Source organism: Xanthomonas sp. WHRI 7945, from assembly GCF_035026585.1.
Map to the genome: position 1 here is coordinate 1 of NZ_JAYIQP010000014.1, position 23,753 is coordinate 23,753.

Below are 23,753 nucleotides of genomic sequence, written 5' to 3' on the forward strand. Positions count from 1 at the left end.
AGCAGGCCACAAGTCCCTTGTGGGAGCGACTTCAGTCGCGACGAGCGAAGCGGTGGAGATGCCGCGACCGGACCGCGCCGGGACTGAAGTCTCTCCCACAGTGCACCGCCCTCGTTGTGCAGCGACTCCGCGTGGCGTCGGCCCATCGGGCCACCGGTTGTTCCATGGCCGGACAAACTTCGGCTTCGTTCGTCGCGGCTGAAGCCGCTCCTACAGGGGCGGTTTGGGTGCACTGTAGGAGCGGCTTCAGCCGCGACCGATCGCCGGAACCGCCATTGTTCCGAAATGCATTCGTCGCAGCCGCCGGGTCGCGACCATGCCGGCGCATTCCACGCCGACACACGCGCCGCTACACGTCGGCAGGCGCCAGTTCGCGCAGCTTGCCCTGGTGCAGTTCCAGCACGCGGTCGAGCTTGCGCGCCAGGCTGCGGTCGTGGGTGACCAGGGCCAGGCTGGTGCCGTGCGCGCGGTTGAGGTCGAGCATCAGCGCGAACACGTTGGCCGCGGTCTTGTCGTCGAGGTTGCCGGTCGGCTCGTCGCCGAGCACGCAGGCCGGGCGGTTGACCAGCGCGCGCGCCACCGCCGCGCGCTGGCGCTCGCCGCCGGACAATTCGCCGGGCTTGTGCTCCAGGCGATGGCCCAGGCCCACCGATTCCAGCAAGGCGCGCGCGCGCGCCTCGGCGTCCTTGACCGCGGCGCCGCCGAGCAGCACCGGCATCATCACGTTCTCCAGCGCGGTGAATTCCGGCAGCAGGTGATGGAACTGGTAGACGAAGCCCAGCGAGCGGTTACGCAGTTGCCCGCGCGCCGCGTCCGACAGCGCCGACATGCGCTGCCCTGCCACGTACACCTCGCCGGCGGTGGGCACGTCGAGGCCGCCGAGCAGGTGCAGCAGGGTGCTCTTGCCGGCGCCGGACGCGCCGACGATGGCTACGGTCTCGCCCGGCGCCACGGCCAGGTCCAGCCCGTCGAACACCGGCGTGCGCATCTTGCCTTCGGCGTAGGTCTTGCCCAGGCCTTCGGCGCGGATCGCCGCATCGGCACGCTGTGGCTTTTGCACTTCCGAGTCCCGAGTCCCGAGTCCCATGTCCCGATGCTCATTCATAGCGCAGCGCCTCCGCCGGTTGCGTACGCGCCGCGCGCCAGGCCGGGTACAGCGTGGCCAGGAAGCTCATCAGCAGCGCGACAAGGGTGATCACCACCACGTCGTGCGGCTGCATGTCGGTGGGCAGGCCGGTGATGTAGTACACGTCCTCCGGCAGCAGCTTGATGTTGAACAGCGCCTCGATGCCGGCCAGGATCCGCTCCAGGTTCAGGGTCAGCACGATGCCGCCGATCACTCCGGCGACGGTGCCGATCACGCCGATCAGCGTGCCCTGCACCATGAACACCTGCATCACCCCGCCCGGGCTCAGCCCCAGCGTGCGCAGGATGGCGATGTCGGCCTGCTTGTCGGTGACCAGCATCACCTGCGAAGACACCAGGTTGAACGCCCCCATCGCGATGATCAGCGACAGCAGGATGCCCATCACCGTCTTTTCCATCTTCAGCGACTGGTAGAGGTTGGCGTTCTCGCGAGTCCAGTCGCTGACCATGTATGGGCCGTGCAGGTTCAGCGCCAGGTCGCGGGCCACGTTCCAGGCCAGGTCCATGTTGTGCAGCTTCAGGCGCACGCCGGTGACGCCGTCGCCCATGCGCAGCACACGCTGCATGTCCGCCATGCTGGTCACCGCCAGGCCGCGGTCGATCTCGTTGTAGCCGGCCTCGAAGATGCCGCTGACGGTGAAGCGCTTGTAGCGCGGCACCATGCCCATCGGGCTGGCCTGCGGTTCGCCGAGCATCACCACCACCTTGTCGCCGACGCCCACGCCCAGCCACAGCGCCAGTTCCTGGCCGAGCAGGATGTTGTAGGAGCCGGGGGTCAGGCTGTCGATCGAGCCCTGCTTCATCTTCTGCGCCAGCACCGAGACCTTGGCCTCCTCGCCGGGCAGGATGCCGCGCACGATCGCCGGCTGATTGCGCTGCCCGGTGAGCAGCGCCTCTTCCTCGACGTACGGCGCGGCGCCGGCCACGCGCGGATCGCGCTTGGCCACGTCCACCGCGTGCTGCCAGTCCTGCATCGGCGCGCCCTGCGCGCTGACCGTGGCATGTGCGGCCATCTGCAGCAGGCGGTCGCGGATCTCCTTCTGGAAACCGCTCATCACCGCCAGCGTGGTGATCAGCACGGTCACGCCCAGGGCGATGCCGAGGATCGAGGCCATCGAGATGAAGGAAATGAAGTTGTTGCGGCGCTTGGCGCGCAGGTAGCGCAGGCCGATGGCCACGGGTAAGGGTTTGAACATGCGCAGCCACCGTCCAGGGAGCGCTATGGTGCCATCTGCGGGGGCGCAGACGAAGCGGCACGGGCCTGAGCGGCCAGACGCAGTTCACGTCGCGCCGGCGCCGGCAGCGTATCCGGCCACCAGGCCAGGCGCCCTACCCGGCCATGCGCGTCGCGCCAGCGCACGAACGCCAGCGGCCCGCGCCAGTCCACCTGCAGCGCCGCCACCGGCTGGCCATCGACGCTCGCCGCCGCACTGCCCTGCGGCGGAATCAGCAGCGCGCGCAGCGGGCGGTGGGCTTCGCGGCGCAGCAGCAGCGCCGCGTATAGCGCGGCCAGCGCCGCTGCCGGCCAGGCCCAGGGCCGCGGCATGTCCGAGCCCAGGATAGACAGCGGCGCCAGCACGCTCAGCAGCGTCAGCGCCGCCAGCAGCCAGCGCGAGGGGCGCCACTCAAGCCGGCATGGCGCGGATGGTGGCGATGAGATCGGCGGCGCGTGCATCGGGACAAGCCTCGTAGCCCATGAACCAGCGCCACAACTTATCGTCCTCGCAATCGAGCAGGTATAGGAAAACCCCGCGCTCGGCCTCGGGGGCTTGCGCCCAGCGCCGGTCCAGGTAGCGCCCGAACAGCTGGTCCAGCTCGCGCATACCGCGCCGGCAGCGCCAGCGCAGCTTCTTCAGTTCGGTGGCTTCGTCCATCGCATCGCACCCATGTCTTTGTGGACGGGCGCCTGCTGCGGCGACCGCCGGAAACGCGCGCGGCACCGAACCCGAAAGCCGGTGCCGCGCAGTCGACGGGCACGCCCGCCGTGTGTGGAGCTAACCGATCAGGCGCGGCGCGCCATCATCAGCTTCTTGATCTCGGCGATCGCCAGCGCCGGATTCAGCCCCTTCGGACAGGTCCGCGCGCAGTTCATGATGGTGTGGCAGCGGTACAGCTTGAACGGATCTTCCAGGTCGTCCAGGCGCGCACCGGTGTCCTCGTCGCGCGAGTCGATGATCCAGCGGTAGGCCTGCAGCAGGATCGCCGGGCCGAGGTAACGCTCGCCGTTCCACCAGTAGCTCGGGCAGCTGGTCGAGCAGCACGCGCACAGGATGCACTCGTACAGGCCGTCGAGCTTCTTGCGGTCTTCCGGCGACTGCAGCCGCTCGCGGTCCGGCGGCGGCGGGGTCTGGGTGCGGATCCACGGCTTGATCGACGCGTACTGCGCGTAGAAGTGGGTCAGGTCCGGCACCAGATCCTTGATCACGCTCATGTGCGGCAGCGGATAGATCGGCACTTCGGCCTTGTCGCAGTCGGCGATCGCCTTGGTGCACGCCAGCGTGTTGGTGCCGTCGATGTTCATCGCGCACGAACCGCAGATGCCCTCGCGGCAGGAACGGCGGAAGGTCAGGGTCGGATCGATCTCGTTCTTGATCTTGATCAGCGCGTCCAGAACCATCGGGCCGCACGCGTCCAGATCCACCTCGTAGGTGTCGGTGCGCGGGTTGCTGTCGTCGTCCGGATTCCAACGGTAGACCTTGAAGGTGCGTGCATTCTTCGCGCCGGTGGCGGGAAAGTGCTTGCCCTTGCCGATCTTGGAATTCTTGGGGAGGGTGAACTCTGCCATGGCTTTTAAAATCCGGGATTGGGGATTAGGGATTGGGGGGTGCGTTGGGCGCAGGAAACGAAGTGCTTCGAATCCCGAATCACCAATCCCCAATCCCGGCTTTGGTCAGTACACGCGCGGCTTCGGCGGCACCACGTCGACATCCTTGCTGAGCGTGTACATGTGCACCGGGCGGTAGTCGAAGCTGCACTGGCCCTTGTCGTCGACGGTGACCAGGGTGTGCTTCTGCCAGTTGACGTCGTCGCGGTCGGGGAAATCCTCGTGCGCATGCGCGCCGCGGCTTTCCTTGCGCTGCTCGGCCGAGTTGATCGTCGCCACCGCGTTGAGCAGCAGGTTGTTCAGTTCGTAGGTCTCGATCAGGTCCGAATTCCACACCAGCGAGCGGTCGGAGACCTTCACGTCCTCGAAGGTGGCGAAGATCTCGGCCATCTTGTCCACGCCTTCCTGCAGCGTCTTGCTGGTGCGGAACACCGCCGCGTCGGACTGCATGGTGCGCTGCATCTTGTCGCGGATCACCGAAGTCGGGGTGCCGCCGTTGGAGTTGCGCAGCTTGTCGAGCAGGCCCAGCGCCTTGTCGCAGGAATCGCTGGGCAGGGTCTTGTGCGGCGCGCCGGACTTGATCGTCTCGGCGCAACGGATGGCCACCGCGCGACCGAACACCACCAGGTCCAGCAGCGAGTTGGAGCCCAGGCGGTTGGCGCCGTGCACCGACACGCAGGCCGCCTCGCCGATCGCGTACAGGCCGGGCACCACCGAATCCGGGTTGTCGCCGTCCTTGCGCACCACTTCGCCGTGGTAGTTGGTCGGGATGCCGCCCATGTTGTAGTGCACGGTCGGGATCACCGGGATCGGCTGCTTGGCCACGTCGACGCCGGCGAAGATGTGCGCGCTCTCGGCGATGCCGGGCAGCTTGTCGTTGATCACTTCCGGGCCGAGATGGGTCAGATCGAGCAGGATGTGGTCCTTGTGCTCGCCGACGCCGCGGCCTTCGCGGATCTCGATGGTCATCGAACGCGACACCACGTCGCGCGAGGCCAGATCCTTGTAGTGCGGAGCGTAGCGCTCCATGAAGCGCTCGCCGTTGCTGTTGCGCAGGATGCCGCCTTCGCCGCGCACGCCCTCGGTGATCAGGCAGCCGGCGCCGTAGATGCCGGTGGGATGGAACTGCACGAACTCCATGTCCTGCATCGGCAGGCCGGCGCGCATCACCAGGCCGCCGCCGTCGCCGGTGCAGGTGTGCGCGGAGGTGGCGCTGAAGTAGGCGCGGCCGTAGCCGCCGGTGGCCAGCACCACGCCATGGGCGCGGAACAGGTGCAGCGAGCCTTCGGCCATGTCCAGCGCGAGCACGCCGCGGCACACGCCTTCCTCGTCGAAGATCAGGTCCAGCGCGAAGTACTCGATCATGAAGCGCGCGTTGTGCGCCAGCGACTGCTGGTACAGCGTGTGCAGCATGGCGTGGCCGGTGCGGTCGGCGGCGGCGCAGGTGCGCTGCGCGGACGGGCCTTCGCCGTACTTGGTGGTCATGCCGCCGAACGGACGCTGGTAGATCTTGCCGTCCTCGGTGCGCGAGAACGGCACGCCGTAGTGTTCCAGCTCGATGATCGCCGGGATCGCCTCGCGGCACATGTACTCGATCGCGTCCTGGTCGCCCAGCCAGTCCGAGCCCTTGATGGTATCGTAGAAGTGGTAGCGCCAGTCGTCCTCGCCCATGTTGCCGAGCGCGGCGGAGATGCCGCCCTGCGCGGCCACGGTGTGCGAACGGGTCGGGAAGACCTTGGTCAGGCAGACCGTCTGCAGGCCCTTCTGGGCCAGGCCGAAGGTGGCGCGCAGGCCGGCGCCGCCGGCGCCGACCACGACCATGTCGTACTTGTGTTCGGTGATCTTGTAAGCGGACATCGAAATGGGGGTTCCTAGAAGGGTCGCCGGCGGATCAGGCAATGCCCAGCGCGATGCGCGCCACGGCGAAGATGCTGACGATGGCGCCGAGCACGGCGACGAAACGCACGATGGTCTGCGCCGCGAGGGCCAGCAGCGAGGTGTGCACGTAGTCTTCCAGCACCACCTGCATGCCCAGCTGCGCATGCCAGAACGCGGCGATGAGGAAGCCGACCAGCAGGATCGCGTTCCACGGCTTGGCCACCGCCTCGGTGGCGGCGACGTAGTCCGAACCCATCAGGCCCAGCACGAAGATCAGGAACCAGATCGACAGCGGCACCAGCGCGGTGGCGGTCAGCCGCTGCACCACGAAATGCTCGGTGCCGGTCTTCGCAGCGCCCAGGCCGCGCACGTTCTTCAGCGGAGTACGGTAACGGTTCATGCGTCAGCTCCCAGCAACACGTAGGCCCACACCGCGCCGGTCAGCACGAAGCTGAGGATCACCGACAGCCAGCCGATGGTGACGAAGGCGCGCACCGCGTAGCCCTGGCCGAAGTCCTGCAGGATGTGGCGCAGGCCGCCGAACAGATGGAAGGCGAAGCACCAGGTCCAGCCGAACAGGAACACCTGTCCGTACCAGGCGCCGGCGATATCGCGGAAAAGGTTCCAGGAGGACGGGCCGAGCATCAGCGCCAGCAAACCGGCGGCGATGACCAAGGCGCCGATCGAGAGCACGATGCCGGTGGCTCGATTCAGGATCGAGGTCACCATCTGGATCTGCCAACGATAGACCTGCAGGTGGGGGGAAAGAGGACGTTCGCGGGTCGCCATTCGCTGGGCTCGTTGTCTCGGCTGGGCGGCGTGCTTAAGGCCGCGTTGGCTCAAAGCTGGATCAGAAATCGATGCAGCGTCCGTTTTTCTCCCAGTCGCCGTAGCGCGTCGGCTCGAGGCCGCCGCGACCGCCGATTTCCCGCGGCGCAGGCGTCGCTTCCGGAGTCGTCTCCTCGGCGGGTCGCTGCGTTTCGGGATCGGACTCGGGTGTGGGGGTTGGTTGGCCTATCATGCGGGTCTCACAACAGCGTAATTTTAGTCCTCCCCCTCGTGCCTGACAACCTGAATCTCACTTTCGACCGTTTTTCCGCGCTGCCAGACCTGCAATACGTAGGTTTGAGCGGCGTGGATGCAGTGGCTTTCGCCCAGGCGCAGTTCGCCAACGACGTGCAGGCGCTGCGCAACGGCCATTGGCAATGGAACGCCTGGCTGACCGCGAAAGGCCGGGTGATCGCGCTGTTCGCGCTGCTGCGGCGCGCCGACGACGAACTACTGGTGCTGCTGCCAGACGGCGGCGCAGCGGAACTGGCGACGGCGCTGAACCGCTTCGTGTTCCGGCGCAAGGTACGCATCGCGGTGCGTGAGGATCTGCATGGCTTCGGGCGCCTGAGCATGCCCGAGCAGGCCCGGGGCGCAGCGTCTGCGCCGGGTGACCACGGCGTGATCGAGCTGGACATGGGCGGCGGCGCGATGCCGCGCACGCTGCTGCTGGCGCCGGCCGCCGATGCCGCCGCGGTCGATCCCGCATTCGCCGCGGCGTGGCGCCGGGCGGACCTGGCGCTGGGCCTGGCCCGGCTCGACGCCAGCCAGCGCGAACAATGGACCCCGCAGCAGCTGGCGCTGGACCGGCTGCACGCCTTCAGCGTGAAGAAGGGCTGCTATCCGGGCCAGGAGATCGTCGCCCGCACCCATTTCCTGGGCAAGGCCAAGCGCGCGCTGCAGTTGCTGGCGGTGGACGGCGTGGCCGAGGTCGGCGCGCAGGTGCTGCGCGACGGACAGGCGCTGGGCAGCGTGGTCAGCGTCGCCGGCGAGCTGGCGCTGGCGGTGCTGCCGCTGGAGGACGCGCCGCCGACCGGTCTGTCCATCGGTGCGCAGGCCGCGCAATGGCAGCCGCTGCACGAAGGCCTCGCGCGCTGAACCGGCAGCGCAGGGCTTCGGCCTTCGTCTGTTGCCGTTACGGGTCCCGAGTCCCGAGTCCCGCGTCCCGCGCCTCCAAACGCTCGCCGCTCTCCGGATCGAAGAAATGCAGCGCCTCACCGCGCACCGCCACGCGCAGGCTCTCGCCCAGCCCCGGCAGCGCGCGCGGGGCCACCCGCATCACCAGCGGCTGGCTGCCGTAGCTGAGGTTGACGAAGATCTCGTTGCCGACCGGCTCGATCACCTCGATGGTGGCTGCGAACCCGCCCTGCCCGTCCGCGCTGGGCTGCAGGTGCTCCGGCCGCACGCCGATCGCGATCGGCCGGCCCAGCCACTGCGGCGCGACATGCGCGCCGTGCAGCGGCACGCGGCTGCCGTCGGCCAGTTGCAGGTGCACGCCGTCTTCTTCGACCAGCTGGCCCTGCAGCACGTTCATCGCCGGGCTGCCGAGGAACCCGGCCACGAACAGGTTGGCCGGGCGTTCGTACAGCGCCATCGGCGTGTCGATCTGCTGGATCAGTCCGTCCTTGAGCACGACGATGCGCTGGCCCAGGGTCATCGCCTCGACCTGGTCGTGGGTCACGTAGATCATCGTGGTGCCGAGCTTGCGGTGCAGCTGCGCGATCTCGGTGCGCACCGAATGGCGCAGCTTGGCGTCGAGGTTCGACAACGGCTCGTCGAGCAGGAACACCGCCGGCTCGCGCACCAGCGCGCGACCCAGCGCCACGCGCTGGCGCTGGCCGCCGGACATCGCCCGCGGCAGCTTGCCGAGCATCGGGGTCAGGCCCAGCGTCTCGGCAGCGGCGGCGACACGGCGCTCGATGACGTCCTTGGGTTCGCCGCGCAGCTTCAGCCCGAACGCCAGGTTCTCGGCCACGGTCATGTGCGGGTACAGCGCGTAGCTCTGGAACACCATCGCGATGTCGCGATCCTTCGGCGCCACGTCGTTGACCACGTTCTCGCCGATGCGCAGCTCGCCGCCGCTGATCTCTTCAAGCCCGGCGATCATGCGCAGCAGAGTGGACTTGCCGCAGCCGGACGGCCCGACCAGCACCATCAGCTCGCCGTCGGCCACTTCGAAGCTGGCCCCGTGCACGGCGACCTGGCCGTTGTCGTAGACCTTGCGGATGTTGTCCAGTTGTACTTTCGCCATGGTGCGGTATCCGGTTTCCGGCTGGGAGAGACGGGCTGCCGCCGGTCCCTCCCGATGGCAGTGCATACGAATGCGGTTCGCATCGTGCCAGCGACACAGGCAACAATGGGAGCGCAATGCGGTATTCTGCCATGTAACCGTTTTCACGGGGCAACATCGACGCCTGCGAGGGCCTGCGATGCGATCCGCCAACCTGCCGCCGTCCCGGCGCGCGCACGAGCAACGGCCTGATGCTTGAGGCATTAGACAGGTATGCTCAGAGGTCTGGCAGTCGTATTCATCTCCAGGATCGTGCGGTCCCGCTGGCGGTCACCCGCTATGCCCGCACGAGCCGCAGGACGGATACAGGCCGGTCCCGCCGCTTGCTTACCAACGCCACGTCACTTCTAGCCCCCAGGTGATCGACGAAATGTCACCCGAAACCGAAAACCGGTCGATGCACGATACCTTCCTGCTGTTTGGCGCCACCGGCGATCTGGCCCAGCGCTACCTGTTCCCGTCGCTGCTGCGCATGCTCGACGACGGCTTCCTGCCGGAGGACTTCCGCATCCGCGCGCTGGCGCTGTCGCCGCACGACACCGCCAAGTTCCACGAGATCCTCAAGCCGCGCCTGCAGGCGGCGATGCCGCAGGTCAGCGAGGCGGTCATCCAATCGCTGCTGGATCGCACCGACTACCGCTCGGTGGACCTGCGCAACGCCGAGTCGGTGGCCGATGCGGTGCGCGAGCTGGCCTCGCGCAAGTGCGTCAGCTACCTGGCGATCCCGCCGGGGCTGTACATCAGCACCTGCCAGGGCCTGGCCCTGGGCGGCGCGCTGGCGGCGCCGAACCGGCTGATGCTGGAGAAGCCGATCGGCCACGACTCGGCCAGCGCGCGCGAGATCCTGCAGGCGATCGGCGCGCTGATCGACGAGGACCGCGTGTTCCGCCTGGACCACTACCTGGGCAAGGCCGCGGTGCAGAACCTGATCGCGCTGCGCTTCGGCAACACGCTGCTGGAAGCGGTGTGGAACCGCAACTACATCGAATCGGTGGAGATCCTGGTCGCCGAGAGCGAAGGCGTGGATGGCCGCGACGCCTACTACGCGCGCTCCGGCGCGCTGCGCGACATGGTCCAGAGCCACATCCTGCAGTTGCTGTGCCTGGTGGCGATGGAGCCGCCGGCGTCGCTGGAAGCGGACCGCATCCGCGACGAGAAGGTCAAGGTGCTGCGCGCGCTGCGCCCGCTGCAGGCCGCGCACGCCGCGCGCGACAGCGTGCGCGGACGCTACACCGCCGGCACCATCAACGGCCAACCGGCGCAGGCCTACCAGCCGCCGGAAGGCAGCGACGTGGAGACCTTCGTCGGCGTCACCGCCTACATCGACAACTGGCGCTGGGCCGGCGTGCCGTTCCGGCTGTGCACCGGCAAGCGCCTGGCCGAACGCACCACGCGCATCGTGGTCACGCTCAAGCCGGTCACCCACTGGCTGTTCGAGCGGCCCGACGCGACCCACGTGGCGCCGAACCGGCTGACCTTCCAGCTGCAGCCGCAGGAAAACATCGAACTGGGCCTGATGAGCAGCCTGGCCGGCCCGGAATGGGGCGCGCTGGAACTGCAGCCGCTGGAACTGGAGCTGTCGGTGCCGACCGGCCTGCACCGCCGCATCGCCTACGAGCGGCTGATGCTCGACGCGCTCAACGGCAACCACGCGCTGTTCGTGCGCGACGACGAAGTGCGCGCGGCCTGGGCCTGGATCGACAGCGTCAGCGACGCCTGGGCGCAGGCGCAGTCGCCGCTGCTGCCCTACCCGGCCGGCAGCTGGGGGCCGCAGGAAGCCGAACGCTACGTCTCCGCCGACGACGCCAGCGCCGTGCAGCGGGACACGCCATGACCGCGCCGCTGCGTCCGGTGCTGGTCGCCGACATCGGCGGCACCAACGCGCGCTTCGCGCTCGCCGATCTCGGCGCGTCCGCGCCGCTGCTCGACGACAGCACCCAGACCTTCGCGGTGGTGGACTTCCCGTCGCTGGGCGATGCCGCGCGCTACTACCTGCAGCAGACAGGGGTGGACGCGCGCAGCGGCGTGTTCGCCGTGGCCGGGCGCGTGGACGGCGACGAGGCGCGGATCACCAACCATCCGTGGGTGATCTCGCGCTCGCGCACCCGCGCCATGCTCGGCTTCGAAGAACTGCACCTGATCAACGACTTCGCCGCGCAGGCGATGGCGATCAGCCTGCTGCAGCCGCAGGACGTGATCCAGGTCGGCGGCGCGGTCTGGCAGCCGGCGCCGATCGCGCAGCCGCGCAACTACGCGGTGATCGGCCCGGGCACCGGGCTGGGCGTGGGCGGCCTGCTGATCCGCGGCGGCCGCTGCTATCCGCTGGAGACCGAGGGCGGCCACGTCAGCTTCCCGCCCGGCACGCCCGAAGAGATCCGCATCCTGGAACTGCTGTCGCAACAGTTCGGCCGCGTCTCCAACGAGCGCCTGATCTGCGGTCCCGGCCTGGTCAACATCCACCGCGCGCTCAGCGAGATCGCCGGCGACGACCCGGGCCCGCTGCAGCCGGCCGACATCACCGCGCGCGCCGCGCAGGGCGACTACCGCGCGATGCGCACGATCGACGTGTTCTGCGCGGTGTTCGGCGCCATCGCCGGCGACCTGGTGTTGATGCACGGCGCCTGGGACGGCGTGTTCCTGACCGGCGGCCTGGTGCCGAAGATGCTCGATGCGCTCCAGCATTCCGGCTTCCGCCAGCGCTTCGAGCACAAGGGCCGCTTTTCGTCGATCATGGCGCGGGTGCCGTCGCTGGCGGTGATCCATCCGCGTCCCGGCCTGCTCGGCGCCGCTGCCTACGCGGTCGATGCCGAGCGCGAATCCCCAGGAGTCGTCGCATGAACCCCACGTTGTCCGATCGCATCACCCTGATCCGTTACGACGATCCCGACGAATGGATCGACGCGGCGGCGGCCGAGATCGGCGACACGCTGCGCGAGGAGATCCAACGGCGTGGCGGCGCGCGGCTGCTGCTGTCCGGCGGCACCACCCCGGCGCCGGTGTACCAGGCGCTGGCCGAGCTGCCGCTGGATTGGTCGAAGCTGGACGTGGGCCTGGTCGACGAGCGCTGGCTGTCGCCGCAGGACAGCGACAGCAACGCCTACCTGGTCCGACAGAGCTTCCTGGAGCGTGCCGAAGGCGCGCGCTTCGAGCCGCTGGTGCGGGTCGGCAAGCCGCTGCAGGATTGCGTGCACGCCGCCAACCTGCATGCGCAGCACGCGCCGGCCGCGTGCCTGGCGGTGCTGGGCATGGGCGGCGACGGCCACACCGCGTCGCTGTTCCCCGGCGCCACCGACCTGAGCAAGGCGCTGGCCAATCCGCTGCCCTACGCCGCGCTCGACGCCACCGGCTGCCCCGGCGCCAATACCTGGCCGCTGCGCATCACCCTGACCCCGGCCGGGCTGGCACCGATTGGCCGGCGCATGCTGCTGTTGCGCGGCAAGCAGAAGCTCGACGTGCTCGAACGCGCGCTGGCCGGCACCGATCCGCACGAATTCCCGATCCGTGTCGCCTTCGATACGCCTGGTGCGCGCTTGCGCGTGCTTTGGTGCGAATGAAGCCGGGACCGGAGACTCGGGACTCGGGACTCGTAACAGCCCAGGGCTGCCGCATTCCCGCTCTTTCGAGTCCCCAGTCCCCCGTCCCGAGTCCCGACATCCCCACACTTCATAGCCACTTCAGCCAATGAGCCTGCATCCGAAAATCCATGCGATCACCGAACGCATCCGCGAGCGCAGTGCGCCGTCGCGGCGCGCCTACCTGGCCGGCATCGACGCCGCGTTGCGCGATGGTCCGTTCCGCGCGCGGCTGAGCTGCGGCAACCTGGCGCACGGCTTCGCCGCCTGCGGCCCGACCGACAAGAGCCGGCTGGAAGGCGGGATCACCCCGAACCTGGGCATCGTCACCGCGTACAACGACATGCTGTCGGCGCACCAGCCGTTCGAGCACTATCCGGAGATGATCCGCAGCACCGCGCGCGCGCTCGGCGCCACCGCGCAGGTCGCCGGCGGCGTGCCGGCGATGTGCGACGGCGTGACCCAGGGCCGCCCGGGCATGGAGCTGTCGCTGTTTTCGCGCGACGTGATCGCCCAGGCCACCGCGATCGGCCTCAGCCACGACATGTTCGACACCACCATCTACCTGGGCGTGTGCGACAAGATCGTGCCCGGCCTGCTGATCGGCGCGCTGGCCTTCGGCCACCTGCCGGCGGTGTTCGTGCCGGCCGGGCCGATGACCCCGGGCATCCCCAACAAGCAGAAGGCCGAGGTGCGCGAGCGCTACGCCGCCGGCCAGGCCACCCGCGACGAACTGCTGGCCGCCGAATCGGCCTCCTACCACGCGCCCGGTACCTGCACCTTCTACGGCACCGCCAACTCCAACCAGGTGTTGCTGGAAGCGATGGGCGTGCAGTTGCCCGGCGCCTCGTTCGTCAACCCCGGCACGCCGCTGCGCGACGCGCTGACCCAGCAGGCGACCGAGCGCGCGCTGCGCATCACCGCGCTGGGCAGCGACTTCCGCCCGCTCGGCCGGCTGATCGACGAGCGCGCGATCGTCAACGCCGCGGTCGCGCTGATGGCCACCGGCGGCTCCACCAACCACACCATCCACTGGGTGGCGGTGGCGCGCGCGGCCGGCATCGTGCTGACCTGGGACGACCTGGACGAGCTGTCGCAGATCGTGCCGCTGCTGACCCGGGTGTATCCCAACGGCGAGGCCGACGTGAACCATTTCGCCGCGGCCGGCGGCATCGGCTTCGTGTTCCGCGAACTGATGGATGCGGGACTGATGCACGACGACCTGGCCACCATCGTGCCCGGCGGCATGCGCGCCTACGGCGACGAGCCGTGCGTGCAGAACGGCGCGCTGGCCTACGTGCCGACTCCGGCCAAGAGCGCCGACGAGACGGTGGTGCGCCCGGCGTCCAACCCGTTTGAGGCGCAGGGCGGGCTGCGCCTGCTGCGCGGCAATATCGGCCGCTCGCTGATCAAGCTGTCGGCGGTGAAGCCGGAATTCCGCACCATCGAGGCGCCGGCGGTGGTCATCGACGCGCCGCAGGTCCTGAACAAGCTGCATGCCGCCGGCGTGCTGCCGCACGACTTCGTGGTGGTGTTGCGCTACCAGGGACCGCGCGCCAACGGCATGCCGGAACTGCATTCGCTGGCGCCGCTGCTGGGCCTGCTGCAGAACCAGGGCCGGCGCGTGGCGCTGGTCACCGACGGGCGCCTGTCCGGCGCCTCGGGCAAGTTCCCGGCGGCGATCCACGTGACCCCGGAAGCGGCGCGCGGCGGCCCGATCGCCCGCGTGCGCGAGGGCGACATCGTGCGCCTGGACGGCGAGGCCGGTACGCTTGAAGTGCTGGTGGATGCGGTCGAATGGGCCTCGCGCGCGCTGGCGCCGAACACCGCGCCGGCCGCGCACGACATCGGCCGCAACCTGTTCGCGATCAATCGCCGCGTGGTCGGCCCCGCCGACCAGGGCGCGATGTCGATCTCCTGCGGCCCGCCGGCCGCCGACGGCGACGTGTGGGACTACGACGCCGAGTACGACCTGGGCCGCAGCGCCGAAGCCGCCGCCGCGCCGCACGAGGAAAAGGACGCCTGAGCCCGCGGCCCGGCAGGCGCGCGCGCGCCTGCCCTCCCCTGCGCCGGCCGCATGCGGCCAACGAACCCCTGCCATCATCGCCAACACGAGACTGTCATGACGATTGCCGAATACCAGAACACAGCCGAAGCGCTGCTGCGCGACGCCGGCATCCTGCCGGTTGTCACCGTCCACACCCTGGACGAGGCGCGCCGCGTGTCCGCCGCCCTGCTCGAAGGCGGCCTGCCCGCGATCGAGCTGACCCTGCGCACGCCGGTGGCGATGGACGCGCTGGCGATGCTCAAGCGCGAGCTGCCGGACATCAAGATCGGCGCCGGCACCGTGCTCAGCGAGACCCAGCTGCAGCAGGCGATCGACGCCGGCGCCGATTTCATCGTCACCCCGGGCACGCCGCCGGCGCTGGCCGACGCGCTGGCGCGGGCGCCGCTGCCGGTGGTGCCGGGCGCGGCCACCCCGACCGAGCTGCTGGCGCTGATGGCGCGCGGCTTCCGCGTGTGCAAGCTGTTCCCGGCCTCGGCGGTCGGCGGCCTGGCGATGCTCAAGGGCCTGGCCGGCCCGCTGGCCGACCTGAAGCTGTGCCCCACCGGCGGCATCGGCGAAAGCACCGCCGCCGAGTACCTGGCGCAACCGAACGTGGTCTGCATCGGCGGCTCATGGATGGTACCCAAGGACTGGCTGGCCAACGGCGAGTGGGACAAGGTGCGGGAGAGCGCGGCGAAGGCGGCCGGGATCGTGCGGTCTGTCAGGGCTGGGTGAGGCCGGGACCGGGGACCGGGGACCAGGGACCCGGAAAATCAAAAGCAAAAGAAAAGCGCTGGCATGCCGGCGCTTTTTGTTTGGCTGTTGCTGTCGCGTTTGCCGTTCCGGGTCCCCGGTCCCTGGTCCCGGCTCCACCGAGTCCCCAGTCCCGAGTCCCGAGTCCCGACGCCTCACCTCACCTCAATCTGCACATCCGCCGGCAACGAACGGATCCGCAGTTCGCCGTTTTCCCACTGCGCCGCTTCGCCGTTGATCTGGGTGCGGCCGGGCTCGCCCGGGTACGGCCACGGCAGCACCAGACCGCCGCTGGGCACGCGCAGGCCGCCGGCGATGCCCAGGGTCAGGCGATTCTTCTGCCGGCGCAGTTGGTAGCTCAGTTCGCCCTGCGGGGTGCGCAGGTCCTGGATGGCGATGCCCTTGCCGTCGAACCACGCCGCCGGCACGCCGGCCGCCAGCACCAGGCTGTCGTCGACGTCGCGCGCGTAGGCGAACATGTCCAGCACCGAGCGCACGAAGTCCGAGCCGACCCAGGCATGCGGCAGGTCGCCGACGAAGAACGGCTTGCGCGGCGTGCGCGAGACCACTTCGGCCCACTGGTTCCAGGGTTGCGGCGCACGGTCCTTGAAGAAGAACTGGGTCGCGTCCCAGGCGCGCTCGCGCCAGCCCAGGCGCACGAACGCGGCGACGTTGCGCCATTCGTACGGCGTGTAGTCCTTCCATTCGCGCTTGCCGTCGCGGCGGCTGGCGAACTCGCCCCAGTAGCGCTCGAAGGTGTTGCCCAGCAGCTGCGGCGGCAGCCGTCCCTGCTCGCCGCCCGGCGCCAGCGCGATGGTCGTGGAGGTGGGATCGAAATCGCCCAGCTCGGCCGAACCCGGCAGGAAATCGATGTGGTGCTGCTGCGTGGCGCTGTCCAGCGAGGCGTACAGGTCCTGGCGGAACTCGTCGCGCGCGGCGGCGAAGCGCGCCGCATCGTCGATCCGGCCCAGCTCGGCGGCGATCTCCACCGCGTCCTTGTAGCCGCGCAACGCCCAGAAGTTGTCCCAGTACGAATGCATCGGCTTGGCCGAATAGCCTTCGTGGCTGATCGACACCGGCATCATTCCGTAGAACGCCGGGTTGCGCGCGCGGTTCTCCTCGGTGCGCTCGCTCAGCCGCAACTGCTCCATGTACTCGTACGCGGCCAGCACGTGCGGCCACATCTTCTCCAGGAATGCGCGGTCGCCGCTGTAGCGGTAGTAGTCGGCGACGCCGAAGATCAGTTCGCCGTGGCTGTCGTTCTCCGGCACCGGATCGCTGCCGCGGTCGTCCACGCAGCACGGCACCATGCCGTTGGCGAACTGGTACGGCGCGTACCACCCCAGGTATTCGCGCGCCACGTCGGCGCGGCCCAGGCGCAGCAGGCCTTCGGAAATCATCGCGCCGTCGCGGATCCAGCTGCGCGAATACGAGCGCGTGCCCGGCTGCAGGCGCGGCCCGATCCGCGAGATCAGCATGTGCGCCAGCGCGGTGCGCAGGGTGTCGGCCAGCGCCTTGCCCTCGGCCGGCACGTGCAGCTGCACCCGGTCCAGCTTCTCGCGCCATTGCGCGGCGACCTGCTGCTGCGCCTTGGCCGGGTCGAAACCGGCCGGCAACGCCTGCGCGCCGGTCTGCGGGATCAACAATGCCACCTCGCGCACTTCGCCCGGGGCCAGGCGCCCGCGGTACAGCAGCGCGCCCGAGGCCAGGCCGTCGGCGTCGGATGCCTGCTGCGGCAGCGCGGCGCCATCGGCAGACAAGCGCTCCACGTCGATGCCGGCGTCGAACGCGGTGGCATAGGCCGCATCGGGCTTTTGTACCGCGAACACCCGCGGCTCGCCGTTGACCTGCACCTGGCCGCCGTCGAACGCCAGCAGATGGATCGGGCTGACCCCGCCGACGGTGTTGAGGAACTGGCTGGGCGGGTTCACCTGGAACGGCCGCACCGCCAGCGCCAGGGTGTAGTCGTGCGGCTGCTTGCTCGGGTTGCTGAGCCGGTAGCGCGCCACCAGCTGCGCCTGCTCCGGGGTGCCCTGGACGAAGGCGGTGATGCGCAGGCCGGCGTTGTCGTGGCTCCAGTCCACGCTCGGGATCGGCAGGTAGTCGTCCTGCAGGCTCTGTGCGGTCTCCACGTCAGCCCAGCTCAGGCGCTTGCCGTCCAGCAGCAGGAACGGCTCGATGCTGAAGCCGCCCTTGCCCACTTCGATCGCGCCGTCCTCGCCGACCAGGCCCTGCTCGCGGCCGCCGTCCAGGCCGACGATGGTCCAGTACGGCTGCTCGCCGCTGAAGCCGCGCGGGAACCAGCCGCGGGTGGAATCGGCCGCCACCGACTTGACGAAGTCGTTCGGGGTGGCGGCGAAGGCCAGCGGCTGCAACGCGATGTCGGCGATGCCGTAGCGGAAGCTGGGGCCGTCCTCCAGGTCGATGCGCACGTAGCGCGCCTCGGTCTCGGGCATCGGCAGCCAGTCGGTGCCGCCGTTGCCGGCGGTGACGTTGCGCAGTTCGCGCCAGCTGCGGCCGTCGGCCGAACCCTGCAGCCGGTAGCGCGAGGCGTACACGCCCGGCGCCCACTGCAGCTTGGCGCCGCCGAACTCGCGCACCTTACCCAGGTCCAGCATCACCGTCTGGGTCTTGGCGTTGCCGCTGTACCACACCGTGTCCGCCTTGCCGTCGGCGATGCGCTGCTCCAGCGCCGGCGCGGTGTCGGCGCTGACCTTCACCGCCAGCGGCGAGGTGTCCTGCGGCGGCAGCGGGGTCAGCGCCAACTGGTCGAAGCACACCGTGCCCTTGCCGCCGACCTGGTTGTAGATGGTGAACTCGATCTGCGCGCTGCGCTTGAGTTCCTTGTCCGGGCTCGGCCCCCAGGCCTTGTCGATCTGCCGCTTCTTGAAGGCGACCGTGGTCCATTGCTTGGGGAAGTCGTAGCGCGGCCGGTTGACCCACCACACGTTGTCGCCGCTGGCATCGACCAGCTTGAACTGCAGGTCGTTGCTCGGCGAATCGCCGCGCAGCTGGAACGAGAGCTGGTAGTTGTCCGGATACTCGACCGGCAGCGCGCGGCGGATGCCGGCGTAGCCGGAGACGCCGTTGAAGTCGTAGTCCAGGCAGATCGCCTTGGCGCGGCCGCCGCTGGCGGCCTGCACCAGCCGGGTCGAGGCGGTGACCTGGTTGGAGACGACGATCTGCCAGTTGTCCAGGTTGTTGAAGCCGTCCAGCGCCAGCGGCGCGGTCGGCACCGCGGCGAAGGCCTGCCCCGCCGCCAGTCCCAGCACCGCCACCAGCCACCGCCCGCTCGTCATCGCCGCACCGTCCGTCATAGACCTCGTCCTGCTCGTCGTTGGTTTTTTGCAGGAGGGGCTTCGGCCCTGGCTCTACCAGCAAGGCGTCGGGGCCGAAGCCCCTCCTGCACGTACGTCCATCATGGTTTGCAGTTCAGCGCGAAGCCATGCAGGCGCGTTCCCACACTTGCCCGGTTCCCATGCCGTCCATGGCGCAACCAATCGGCTCCGGGCAAACCGGCCCGGCCATCCATGGCCGGGCGTTCGGTGCAACGCGCGCCAGTGGCGCTCCATGATCGGCAAAACTGCTGCCATCCATGGCGCAACACTCGTGCACCAGAACGTCCGGCCTGGCCATCCCTGGCCAGGCGTTCGCGGACGCGCGAGCCAGTGGCTCGCAAGCGCGTCCGCTCACCCCTTCACGCTACCCAGCAGCAAACCCTGGATGTAGTAACGCTGCAGCGCCAGGAACAGCGCCAGCACCGGGATCACCGTCACCACTGCGCCGGCCATCATCATTTCCACGTCCATGATGTGCTCGCGCGACAGCGCCGCCAGCGCCACCGGCAAGGTGTAGTGCTCCTGGTCGGTCAGCACGATCAGCGGCCACATGAAGTCGTTCCACGCGGCCATGAAGGTGAAGATGGTCAGCGTCACCAGCACCGGCTTGAGCATCGGCAGCACGATCTGGAAGAAGATGCGCAGTTCGCCGGCGCCGTCGATGCGCGCCGCCTCCAGCAGCTCGTCCGGGATCGAGCGCGCGTACTGGCGCACCAGGAAGATGCCGAACACCGTCGCCAGCGCCGGCACCACCACGCCGCCGAAGTTGTTGACCAGATGCAGCTGCTTCATCAGCAGGAACAGCGGCAGCATCGCCACCTGCGCCGGGATCACCAGCGCCGCCAGCAGGATCTGGAAGATCCGCTCCTTGCCGACGAAGCGCAGCTTGGCGAAGGCGTAGCCGGCCATGGTGTTGATCAGCAGCGAGCCGAAGGTGATCGCGCACGACACCAGCAGGCTGTTGGCGAAGTTGCGGGCCATGCCGGTGCGCGAGAACAGCTCGCCGTAGTTGGCCAGGGTCGGGCCGGTCGGCAGCATCGGCGGCGGGAAGCGGCTGGCCTGCCCGGCCGGCATGAACGACACCGACACCATCCACAGCAGCGGCGCCAGGCTGACCAGCGCCAACACCAGCAGCCCGCCGTTGACCAGCAGCGTGTTCCAGCGCGAAGCGCCGATCTCGCGGCTCATACCAGGTCCTTCTTGCGGCCGAAGCGCAGCATCACGGACGTCACTCCCAGGATGATCAGGAACAGCAGGAACGCCACCGCCGACGCGCGGCCGAGGTTCCACCACTTGAAGCCTTCCTCGAACATGAAGTACAGCACGCTGACCGTGCTCTGCAGCGGGTCGCCGCGGGTCATCACGTAGGGTTCGGCGAACAGCTGGAAGTAGCCCGACACGGTGATCACCCCAACCACCAGCAACACCGGCCCCAGCATCGGCAGGGTGATGTGCAGGAACTGCCGCCACTTCGATGCGCCGTCGATGCGCGCGGCTTCGTACAGGTCTTGCGGGATGCCCTGCAGGCCGGCCAGGAAGATCACCATGTTGTAGCCGAAGTTCTTCCACACCGCGAACAGCATGATCGTCGGCATCGCCCAATGCGGGTCGCCGAGCCAGTCGACCGGGCCGATGCCCAGGTGGCTCAGGCCGTAGTTGACCAAGCCGTAGCTGGTGTGGAACAGATAGCGCCAGATCACCGCCACCGCCACCAGCGTGGTCACCACCGGCGCGAACAGCGCGGTGCGGAACAGCGGCTTGAACCGCGCCACCGGCGCGTTGAGCAGCAGCGCCGCGCCCAGCGAGGCGCCGATCGACAGCGGCACGCCGACGATGACGAAGTAGGTGGTGTTCCACAGCGACTTCCAGAACATCTGCGTCTGCAGCAGCTCGATGTAGTTGCCGAAGCCGACGAAGCGCAGGTGGTTGCTGTCGGCCAGCGCGTACAGGTCGAAGTCGGTGACGCTCAGCGCCAGCGCCGACAGCACCGGCAGGCCGAAGAACACGCCGATCACGATCAGCGCCGGGCCGGCGAACAGCCAGCCGGCCAGGGACCCGCGCTTCATGGCGCCGCTCCCGCGGCCGGCGCCGCCGCTGCCTGCGGATGCTGCTGCTGGTAGATCCAGCGCCGCTTCTCCAGGATCTCGTCCACGCGCTTGTCCAGGTCCTGCACCGCCTTCTCCTGGCTTTCGCCGCCGCGCACCACGCGCTCGGTGACCAGCCGCATTTCCTGCACGATGCGCTCCCATTCCAGCACCTTCGGCGCCGGCTTGACCCGCTCCAGCTGGTCGCGGAACGCATGCGCCAGCGGATCGTTGGCCAGCGACGGGTACTCCCAGGTGCTGCGCCGCGGCGGCATGTCGCCGATCAGCGCGTGGAAGCGCGCCTGGGTCTGCGGCCGCGACAGGAACTCGATCAGCTTCCACGCCGCGTCCTTCTGCTGCGACTTGCGGAAGATCACCAGGCTGGTGCCGCCGGCGATGCCGGCGCCCGGGCCGTCCGGACCCGGCAGCGGCATCGTGCCCCACTGCCCTTTCAGCGCCGCCGGTTCCAGCTTGCGGAACTCGCGGATGTTCCACGGCCCGGAGATGTAGAACGCATAGAAGCCGTTGAAGAACTCGTCCCACACGTTGGAGATCTGGGTCTCGGACATCTTCGGCGCCCAGTCCTGCTCGAACATGTTGGCGTAGAAGCCCAGCGCCTTGCGGAAGCCGGGGCTGCGGAAGTTGCCGTAGTTGTTGTGGTCGCGCAGCAGCGGATCGTCCAGCTGCAGGCCCAGCGACAGCTGCTGCTCGAATTCGTTGATCGGCATCAGGATCGCGTAGCGCTTGGGCCCCACGTGTTTCTTCACCGCGGCCATGGCCTGTTCCCACTCGGCCCAGGTCTGCGGCAGCGTCTCCACGCCGGCGTCGCGGAGCATGTCCTTGCGGTAGAACAGCAGGCGCGTGTCCACGTACCACGGCACCCCGTACAGCTGGCCGTCGATGACGCTGGTGTCCCAGATGCCGGCGAAGTAGTCCTTCGGATCCACCACCTTGGAGCTGTCCACATAGGGCTGCAGCGGCTGCAGCGTGTCCAGCGCGGCGAACTCGGGGATCCAGGTGTTGCCGAGCTGGCACACGTCCGGCAGCCCGTCGGCGGCGAACGCGGTCAGCAGCTTCTCGTGCGCGGCGGTCCACGGGATGTTCTGGATGTCCACGCGGATGCCGGGATTCTCCTTCTCGAATTCCGGGATCAGCTCGGCCACCACCTCGGCCTCGCGGCCCATCGCCCAGAACCGTACCACCTCGCCCTGCGGCGTACGCGCGCAGCCGCACACGGCCACCATCAGCGCGCCCAGCGCCAGCCAGCGACGGGTTGTCCGCAGTGCGCTCATTCGGGCTTCTGCGGTTGGCGCTGCGCGGGATTCTGCTGCGCCTCGGCGGACGCGGCGCGCGACTCGGCGATGCCGATCGCGCGCGCGGCGGCGGCCTGCTCGTCCTTCTTCGGCACCGGTTGCGCCTCGCCTTCCGGGGTCAGCCAGCCGCCGCTGAAGCCGGCGCGTTCCAGGCCGGTGCGCACGTACTTGTTCTTCTTCATCACGTTCCAGACGAACTCGTTGCGGTAGTTGGCGATCATGGTCAGGATCGGGCCCTGGTCGATGCCGATGTAGTCGCTGGACACCCAGCCGCGGTCCGGCACCACGCGCCCGGTCTTCAGCGGAATATCGTAGTTGAAGCTGGGGTTGAACGAATCCAGGAAGCCGTAGCTGGAATAGATGTAGTCGCCGTAGCGCTTGTGCATCTCCACCGTGGCCGGGATCACCACTTCCGGGGCGAACACGATCGAGGCCACCGCCGCGGTCGGCGCCAGCGTGCCGTCGTCGAAGTTCTCGCGCAGGCCGGCGCCGCGCGAGGAATAGTGGCGGAACTGGCGCTGCTCGCCGCGGTAGTCCTGCGCGGTGTTCTGCGGGCCGTCGCTGGCGGTCAGGCCCCACACGTCCTCGCTGTAGTCCTTCCACTTCATCGGGTTGGCGATCGCGTACTCGCGCTGCGCCAGTACCGCGCGGCGGCTGTTGAGGAAGTAGTCGATGCCGCGCTCGCGCATGTACTGGTCCTGCAGGTCGCGGAAGTCGATCCACACATGGCTGTACTGGTGCGCGAACATCGGCCCGAACGACAGGTATTCCTGGCCGTAGTACACGCCCCAGTCGTTGTTGTAGGTACGCGTCCACACCGTCCATGCGTCCGGACTGACCGCGTGGGTCGGCGACCCCAGGGCGAGGATGTACAGCATCATCGCCTCGTTGTAGCCCATCCAGTCGTGGCTGATGAAGCCGCTCTCGGGGAACCAGCCCATCGAGATCAGCGGCTCGCGCTGCTGCAGCCAGGTCCAGTCCACGCGCTTGTACAGGGTGTCGGCGATCTCGCGGATCTGCTTCTCGCGCGGGTCGTCGCCGTCGTAGTACGACTGCGCGAACAACACGCCCATCATCAGCAGCGCGGTGTCCACGCTGGACAGTTCCACCCAGCTGTCGTAGCGGTGGCCGTTCTGCATGTCCAGGAAATGGTAGTAGAAGCCCTTGTAGCCGGCCTTGCCGGTGCGCTGCGGGCCGACCGGCGCGCCCTCGAAGAATTTCAGCGTGGTCAGGGTGCGGTCGATCGCCTGGTTGCGGCTGATCCAGCCGTTCTCGATGCCGATCGGGTACGCGGTGAGCGCGAACCCCACCGAGGCGATGCTGGCGAACGGCCGCGACGGGAAGCGGTCGGGGGTCAGCCCGTTGGTCTCGTTGGTGGTATCCCAGAAGAACTGGAAGGTGCGCCGTTCGATGTCGCCGAACAGCGGCGGCAGTTCCGGCTTCAGCGGCTTGGGCGGCAGCTCGGCCTCGATCAGGATCACCTGCACCGGCTTCTTTTCGCTCACCGCGGGTTCCTCGGTTTTCTTGCACGACGTCAACAACACGCCGACCGCGATCGTCAGGACCAGCGAAAAGCGTACGAAAGCGCGCTGCTTCATCATCGTGCCACCCCTGTGAAATCGTTTACATCCACACCCGAAAATATACCCCACTCTGCGACCGCCGCGGCTCCCGATCGTT

The 23,753-nt window shown here is 68.8% G+C and carries 21 protein-coding genes; 6 read left to right on the forward strand and 15 right to left on the reverse strand.

The window, feature by feature from the left end:
* Positions 1 to 349 precede the first annotated feature (349 nt).
* From lolD to VDQ83_RS12755, 9 genes are all read right to left on the reverse strand, one after another.
* Positions 350 to 1,087 carry a lipoprotein-releasing ABC transporter ATP-binding protein LolD gene (gene lolD / locus VDQ83_RS12715; protein ID WP_263398432.1) on the reverse strand — a complete coding sequence of 246 codons (738 nt, stop codon included), beginning with the start codon at positions 1,085 to 1,087 and terminating at the stop codon, positions 350 to 352.
* 10 nt (positions 1,088 to 1,097) lie between these two features.
* Positions 1,098 to 2,342: a lipoprotein-releasing ABC transporter permease subunit gene (locus VDQ83_RS12720; RefSeq protein ID WP_309914969.1), complete on the reverse strand. Its 1,245-nt coding sequence runs from the start codon at positions 2,340 to 2,342 to the stop codon at positions 1,098 to 1,100.
* Positions 2,343 to 2,365: 23 nt separating this feature from the next.
* Complete coding sequence (locus VDQ83_RS12725; RefSeq protein ID WP_455435223.1) at positions 2,366 to 2,821, reverse strand: hypothetical protein; 456 nt, start codon at positions 2,819 to 2,821, stop codon at positions 2,366 to 2,368.
* Positions 2,772 to 3,020, reverse strand: coding sequence for an FAD assembly factor SdhE (locus tag VDQ83_RS12730; RefSeq protein ID WP_455435224.1), 249 nt, complete (start codon positions 3,018 to 3,020; stop codon positions 2,772 to 2,774). The genes VDQ83_RS12725 and VDQ83_RS12730 overlap by 50 nt, the downstream gene beginning before the upstream one ends.
* Before the next feature lie 128 nt (positions 3,021 to 3,148).
* Positions 3,149 to 3,931 (reverse strand): succinate dehydrogenase iron-sulfur subunit, encoded by a 783-nt coding sequence (locus VDQ83_RS12735; RefSeq protein WP_179564023.1) that lies wholly within the window; start codon positions 3,929 to 3,931, stop codon positions 3,149 to 3,151.
* 105 nt (positions 3,932 to 4,036) lie between these two features.
* Positions 4,037 to 5,827, reverse strand: coding sequence for a succinate dehydrogenase flavoprotein subunit (sdhA, locus tag VDQ83_RS12740; protein ID WP_309914959.1), 1,791 nt, complete (start codon positions 5,825 to 5,827; stop codon positions 4,037 to 4,039).
* 34 nt (positions 5,828 to 5,861) lie between these two features.
* Positions 5,862 to 6,248 carry a succinate dehydrogenase, hydrophobic membrane anchor protein gene (gene sdhD / locus VDQ83_RS12745; protein WP_184411015.1) on the reverse strand — a complete coding sequence of 129 codons (387 nt, stop codon included), beginning with the start codon at positions 6,246 to 6,248 and terminating at the stop codon, positions 5,862 to 5,864.
* The gene (gene sdhC, locus VDQ83_RS12750; RefSeq protein WP_455435225.1) at positions 6,245 to 6,637 is read right to left on the reverse strand and encodes a succinate dehydrogenase, cytochrome b556 subunit; all 393 of its coding nucleotides are present in this window, start codon (positions 6,635 to 6,637) and stop codon (positions 6,245 to 6,247) included. Before sdhC ends, sdhD begins: the two co-directional genes overlap by 4 nt.
* 61 nt (positions 6,638 to 6,698) lie before the next feature.
* Positions 6,699 to 6,869, reverse strand: a complete 171-nt coding sequence (locus tag VDQ83_RS12755; RefSeq protein WP_263398011.1) for a DUF1674 domain-containing protein — start codon at positions 6,867 to 6,869, stop codon at positions 6,699 to 6,701.
* A gap of 38 nt (positions 6,870 to 6,907) precedes the next feature.
* Between VDQ83_RS12755 and ygfZ the strand changes: the two genes are divergently transcribed.
* Entirely contained in the window at positions 6,908 to 7,774 is an 867-nt protein-coding gene (ygfZ, locus tag VDQ83_RS12760; protein ID WP_455435226.1) for a CAF17-like 4Fe-4S cluster assembly/insertion protein YgfZ, read from the forward strand.
* Positions 7,775 to 7,811: 37 nt separating this feature from the next.
* On the opposite strand, the gene VDQ83_RS12765 is transcribed toward ygfZ, so the two are convergent.
* The gene (locus tag VDQ83_RS12765) at positions 7,812 to 8,927 is read right to left on the reverse strand and encodes an ABC transporter ATP-binding protein (RefSeq protein ID WP_455435227.1); all 1,116 of its coding nucleotides are present in this window, start codon (positions 8,925 to 8,927) and stop codon (positions 7,812 to 7,814) included.
* A gap of 409 nt (positions 8,928 to 9,336) precedes the next feature.
* Here VDQ83_RS12765 and zwf point away from each other — a divergent pair, with 409 nt between their 5' ends.
* From zwf to VDQ83_RS12790, 5 genes are all read left to right on the forward strand, one after another.
* Positions 9,337 to 10,800: a glucose-6-phosphate dehydrogenase gene (zwf, locus tag VDQ83_RS12770; RefSeq protein ID WP_455435228.1), complete on the forward strand. Its 1,464-nt coding sequence runs from the start codon at positions 9,337 to 9,339 to the stop codon at positions 10,798 to 10,800.
* Positions 10,797 to 11,804: a glucokinase gene (gene glk / locus VDQ83_RS12775; RefSeq protein WP_309914946.1), complete on the forward strand. Its 1,008-nt coding sequence runs from the start codon at positions 10,797 to 10,799 to the stop codon at positions 11,802 to 11,804. The genes zwf and glk overlap by 4 nt, the downstream gene beginning before the upstream one ends.
* Entirely contained in the window at positions 11,801 to 12,520 is a 720-nt protein-coding gene (gene pgl, locus VDQ83_RS12780; protein WP_455435229.1) for a 6-phosphogluconolactonase, read from the forward strand. Before glk ends, pgl begins: the two co-directional genes overlap by 4 nt.
* Positions 12,521 to 12,647: 127 nt before the next feature.
* Positions 12,648 to 14,564: a phosphogluconate dehydratase gene (edd, locus tag VDQ83_RS12785; protein WP_263398005.1), complete on the forward strand. Its 1,917-nt coding sequence runs from the start codon at positions 12,648 to 12,650 to the stop codon at positions 14,562 to 14,564.
* 96 nt (positions 14,565 to 14,660) lie between these two features.
* Complete coding sequence (locus VDQ83_RS12790; protein ID WP_263398004.1) at positions 14,661 to 15,320, forward strand: bifunctional 4-hydroxy-2-oxoglutarate aldolase/2-dehydro-3-deoxy-phosphogluconate aldolase; 660 nt, start codon at positions 14,661 to 14,663, stop codon at positions 15,318 to 15,320.
* A 173-nt stretch (positions 15,321 to 15,493) separates the two neighbouring features.
* Here the strand turns inward: VDQ83_RS12790 and VDQ83_RS12795 are convergent, their stop codons facing one another.
* The 5 genes from VDQ83_RS12795 to VDQ83_RS12815 all read right to left on the reverse strand — a co-directional run bounded on the left by VDQ83_RS12795 (position 15,494) and on the right by VDQ83_RS12815 (position 23,674).
* On the reverse strand, positions 15,494 to 18,637 hold the full coding sequence (locus VDQ83_RS12795; RefSeq protein ID WP_455435230.1) for a discoidin domain-containing protein: 3,144 nt from the start codon (positions 18,635 to 18,637) through the stop codon (positions 15,494 to 15,496).
* Between the two features lie 390 nt (positions 18,638 to 19,027).
* Positions 19,028 to 19,864, reverse strand: coding sequence for a carbohydrate ABC transporter permease (locus VDQ83_RS12800; protein ID WP_184411024.1), 837 nt, complete (start codon positions 19,862 to 19,864; stop codon positions 19,028 to 19,030).
* Entirely contained in the window at positions 19,861 to 20,742 is an 882-nt protein-coding gene (locus tag VDQ83_RS12805) for a carbohydrate ABC transporter permease (protein WP_263109714.1), read from the reverse strand. Before VDQ83_RS12805 ends, VDQ83_RS12800 begins: the two co-directional genes overlap by 4 nt.
* Positions 20,739 to 22,052, reverse strand: a complete 1,314-nt coding sequence (locus VDQ83_RS12810; protein ID WP_455435231.1) for a sugar ABC transporter substrate-binding protein — start codon at positions 22,050 to 22,052, stop codon at positions 20,739 to 20,741. The genes VDQ83_RS12805 and VDQ83_RS12810 overlap by 4 nt, the downstream gene beginning before the upstream one ends.
* Positions 22,049 to 23,674 (reverse strand): glucoamylase family protein, encoded by a 1,626-nt coding sequence (locus VDQ83_RS12815; RefSeq protein ID WP_455435232.1) that lies wholly within the window; start codon positions 23,672 to 23,674, stop codon positions 22,049 to 22,051. Before VDQ83_RS12815 ends, VDQ83_RS12810 begins: the two co-directional genes overlap by 4 nt.
* Positions 23,675 to 23,753: the final 79 nt, after the last annotated feature.

Bases quoted from the DNA above. Each gene is read 5' to 3' on its own strand.
- VDQ83_RS12795 (WP_455435230.1), bottom strand. From the start codon at position 18,637: ATGACGAGCGGGCGGTGGCTGGTGGCGGTGCTGGGACTGGCGGCGGGG.
- VDQ83_RS12765 (WP_455435227.1), bottom strand. From the start codon at position 8,927: ATGGCGAAAGTACAACTGGACAACATCCGCAAGGTCTACGACAACGGC.
- sdhC (WP_455435225.1), bottom strand. From the start codon at position 6,637: ATGGCGACCCGCGAACGTCCTCTTTCCCCCCACCTGCAGGTCTATCGT.
- sdhA (WP_309914959.1), bottom strand. From the start codon at position 5,827: ATGTCCGCTTACAAGATCACCGAACACAAGTACGACATGGTCGTGGTC.
- lolD (WP_263398432.1), bottom strand. From the start codon at position 1,087: ATGGGACTCGGGACTCGGGACTCGGAAGTGCAAAAGCCACAGCGTGCC.
- VDQ83_RS12720 (WP_309914969.1), bottom strand. From the start codon at position 2,342: ATGTTCAAACCCTTACCCGTGGCCATCGGCCTGCGCTACCTGCGCGCC.
- sdhD (WP_184411015.1), bottom strand. From the start codon at position 6,248: ATGAACCGTTACCGTACTCCGCTGAAGAACGTGCGCGGCCTGGGCGCT.
- VDQ83_RS12735 (WP_179564023.1), bottom strand. From the start codon at position 3,931: ATGGCAGAGTTCACCCTCCCCAAGAATTCCAAGATCGGCAAGGGCAAG.
- glk (WP_309914946.1), top strand. From the start codon at position 10,797: ATGACCGCGCCGCTGCGTCCGGTGCTGGTCGCCGACATCGGCGGCACC.
- VDQ83_RS12730 (WP_455435224.1), bottom strand. From the start codon at position 3,020: ATGGACGAAGCCACCGAACTGAAGAAGCTGCGCTGGCGCTGCCGGCGC.
- pgl (WP_455435229.1), top strand. From the start codon at position 11,801: ATGAACCCCACGTTGTCCGATCGCATCACCCTGATCCGTTACGACGAT.
- zwf (WP_455435228.1), top strand. From the start codon at position 9,337: ATGTCACCCGAAACCGAAAACCGGTCGATGCACGATACCTTCCTGCTG.
- VDQ83_RS12800 (WP_184411024.1), bottom strand. From the start codon at position 19,864: ATGAGCCGCGAGATCGGCGCTTCGCGCTGGAACACGCTGCTGGTCAAC.
- VDQ83_RS12810 (WP_455435231.1), bottom strand. From the start codon at position 22,052: ATGAGCGCACTGCGGACAACCCGTCGCTGGCTGGCGCTGGGCGCGCTG.
- edd (WP_263398005.1), top strand. From the start codon at position 12,648: ATGAGCCTGCATCCGAAAATCCATGCGATCACCGAACGCATCCGCGAG.
- VDQ83_RS12755 (WP_263398011.1), bottom strand. From the start codon at position 6,869: ATGATAGGCCAACCAACCCCCACACCCGAGTCCGATCCCGAAACGCAG.
- VDQ83_RS12790 (WP_263398004.1), top strand. From the start codon at position 14,661: ATGACGATTGCCGAATACCAGAACACAGCCGAAGCGCTGCTGCGCGAC.
- VDQ83_RS12805 (WP_263109714.1), bottom strand. From the start codon at position 20,742: ATGAAGCGCGGGTCCCTGGCCGGCTGGCTGTTCGCCGGCCCGGCGCTG.
- VDQ83_RS12815 (WP_455435232.1), bottom strand. From the start codon at position 23,674: ATGATGAAGCAGCGCGCTTTCGTACGCTTTTCGCTGGTCCTGACGATC.
- VDQ83_RS12725 (WP_455435223.1), bottom strand. From the start codon at position 2,821: ATGCACGCGCCGCCGATCTCATCGCCACCATCCGCGCCATGCCGGCTT.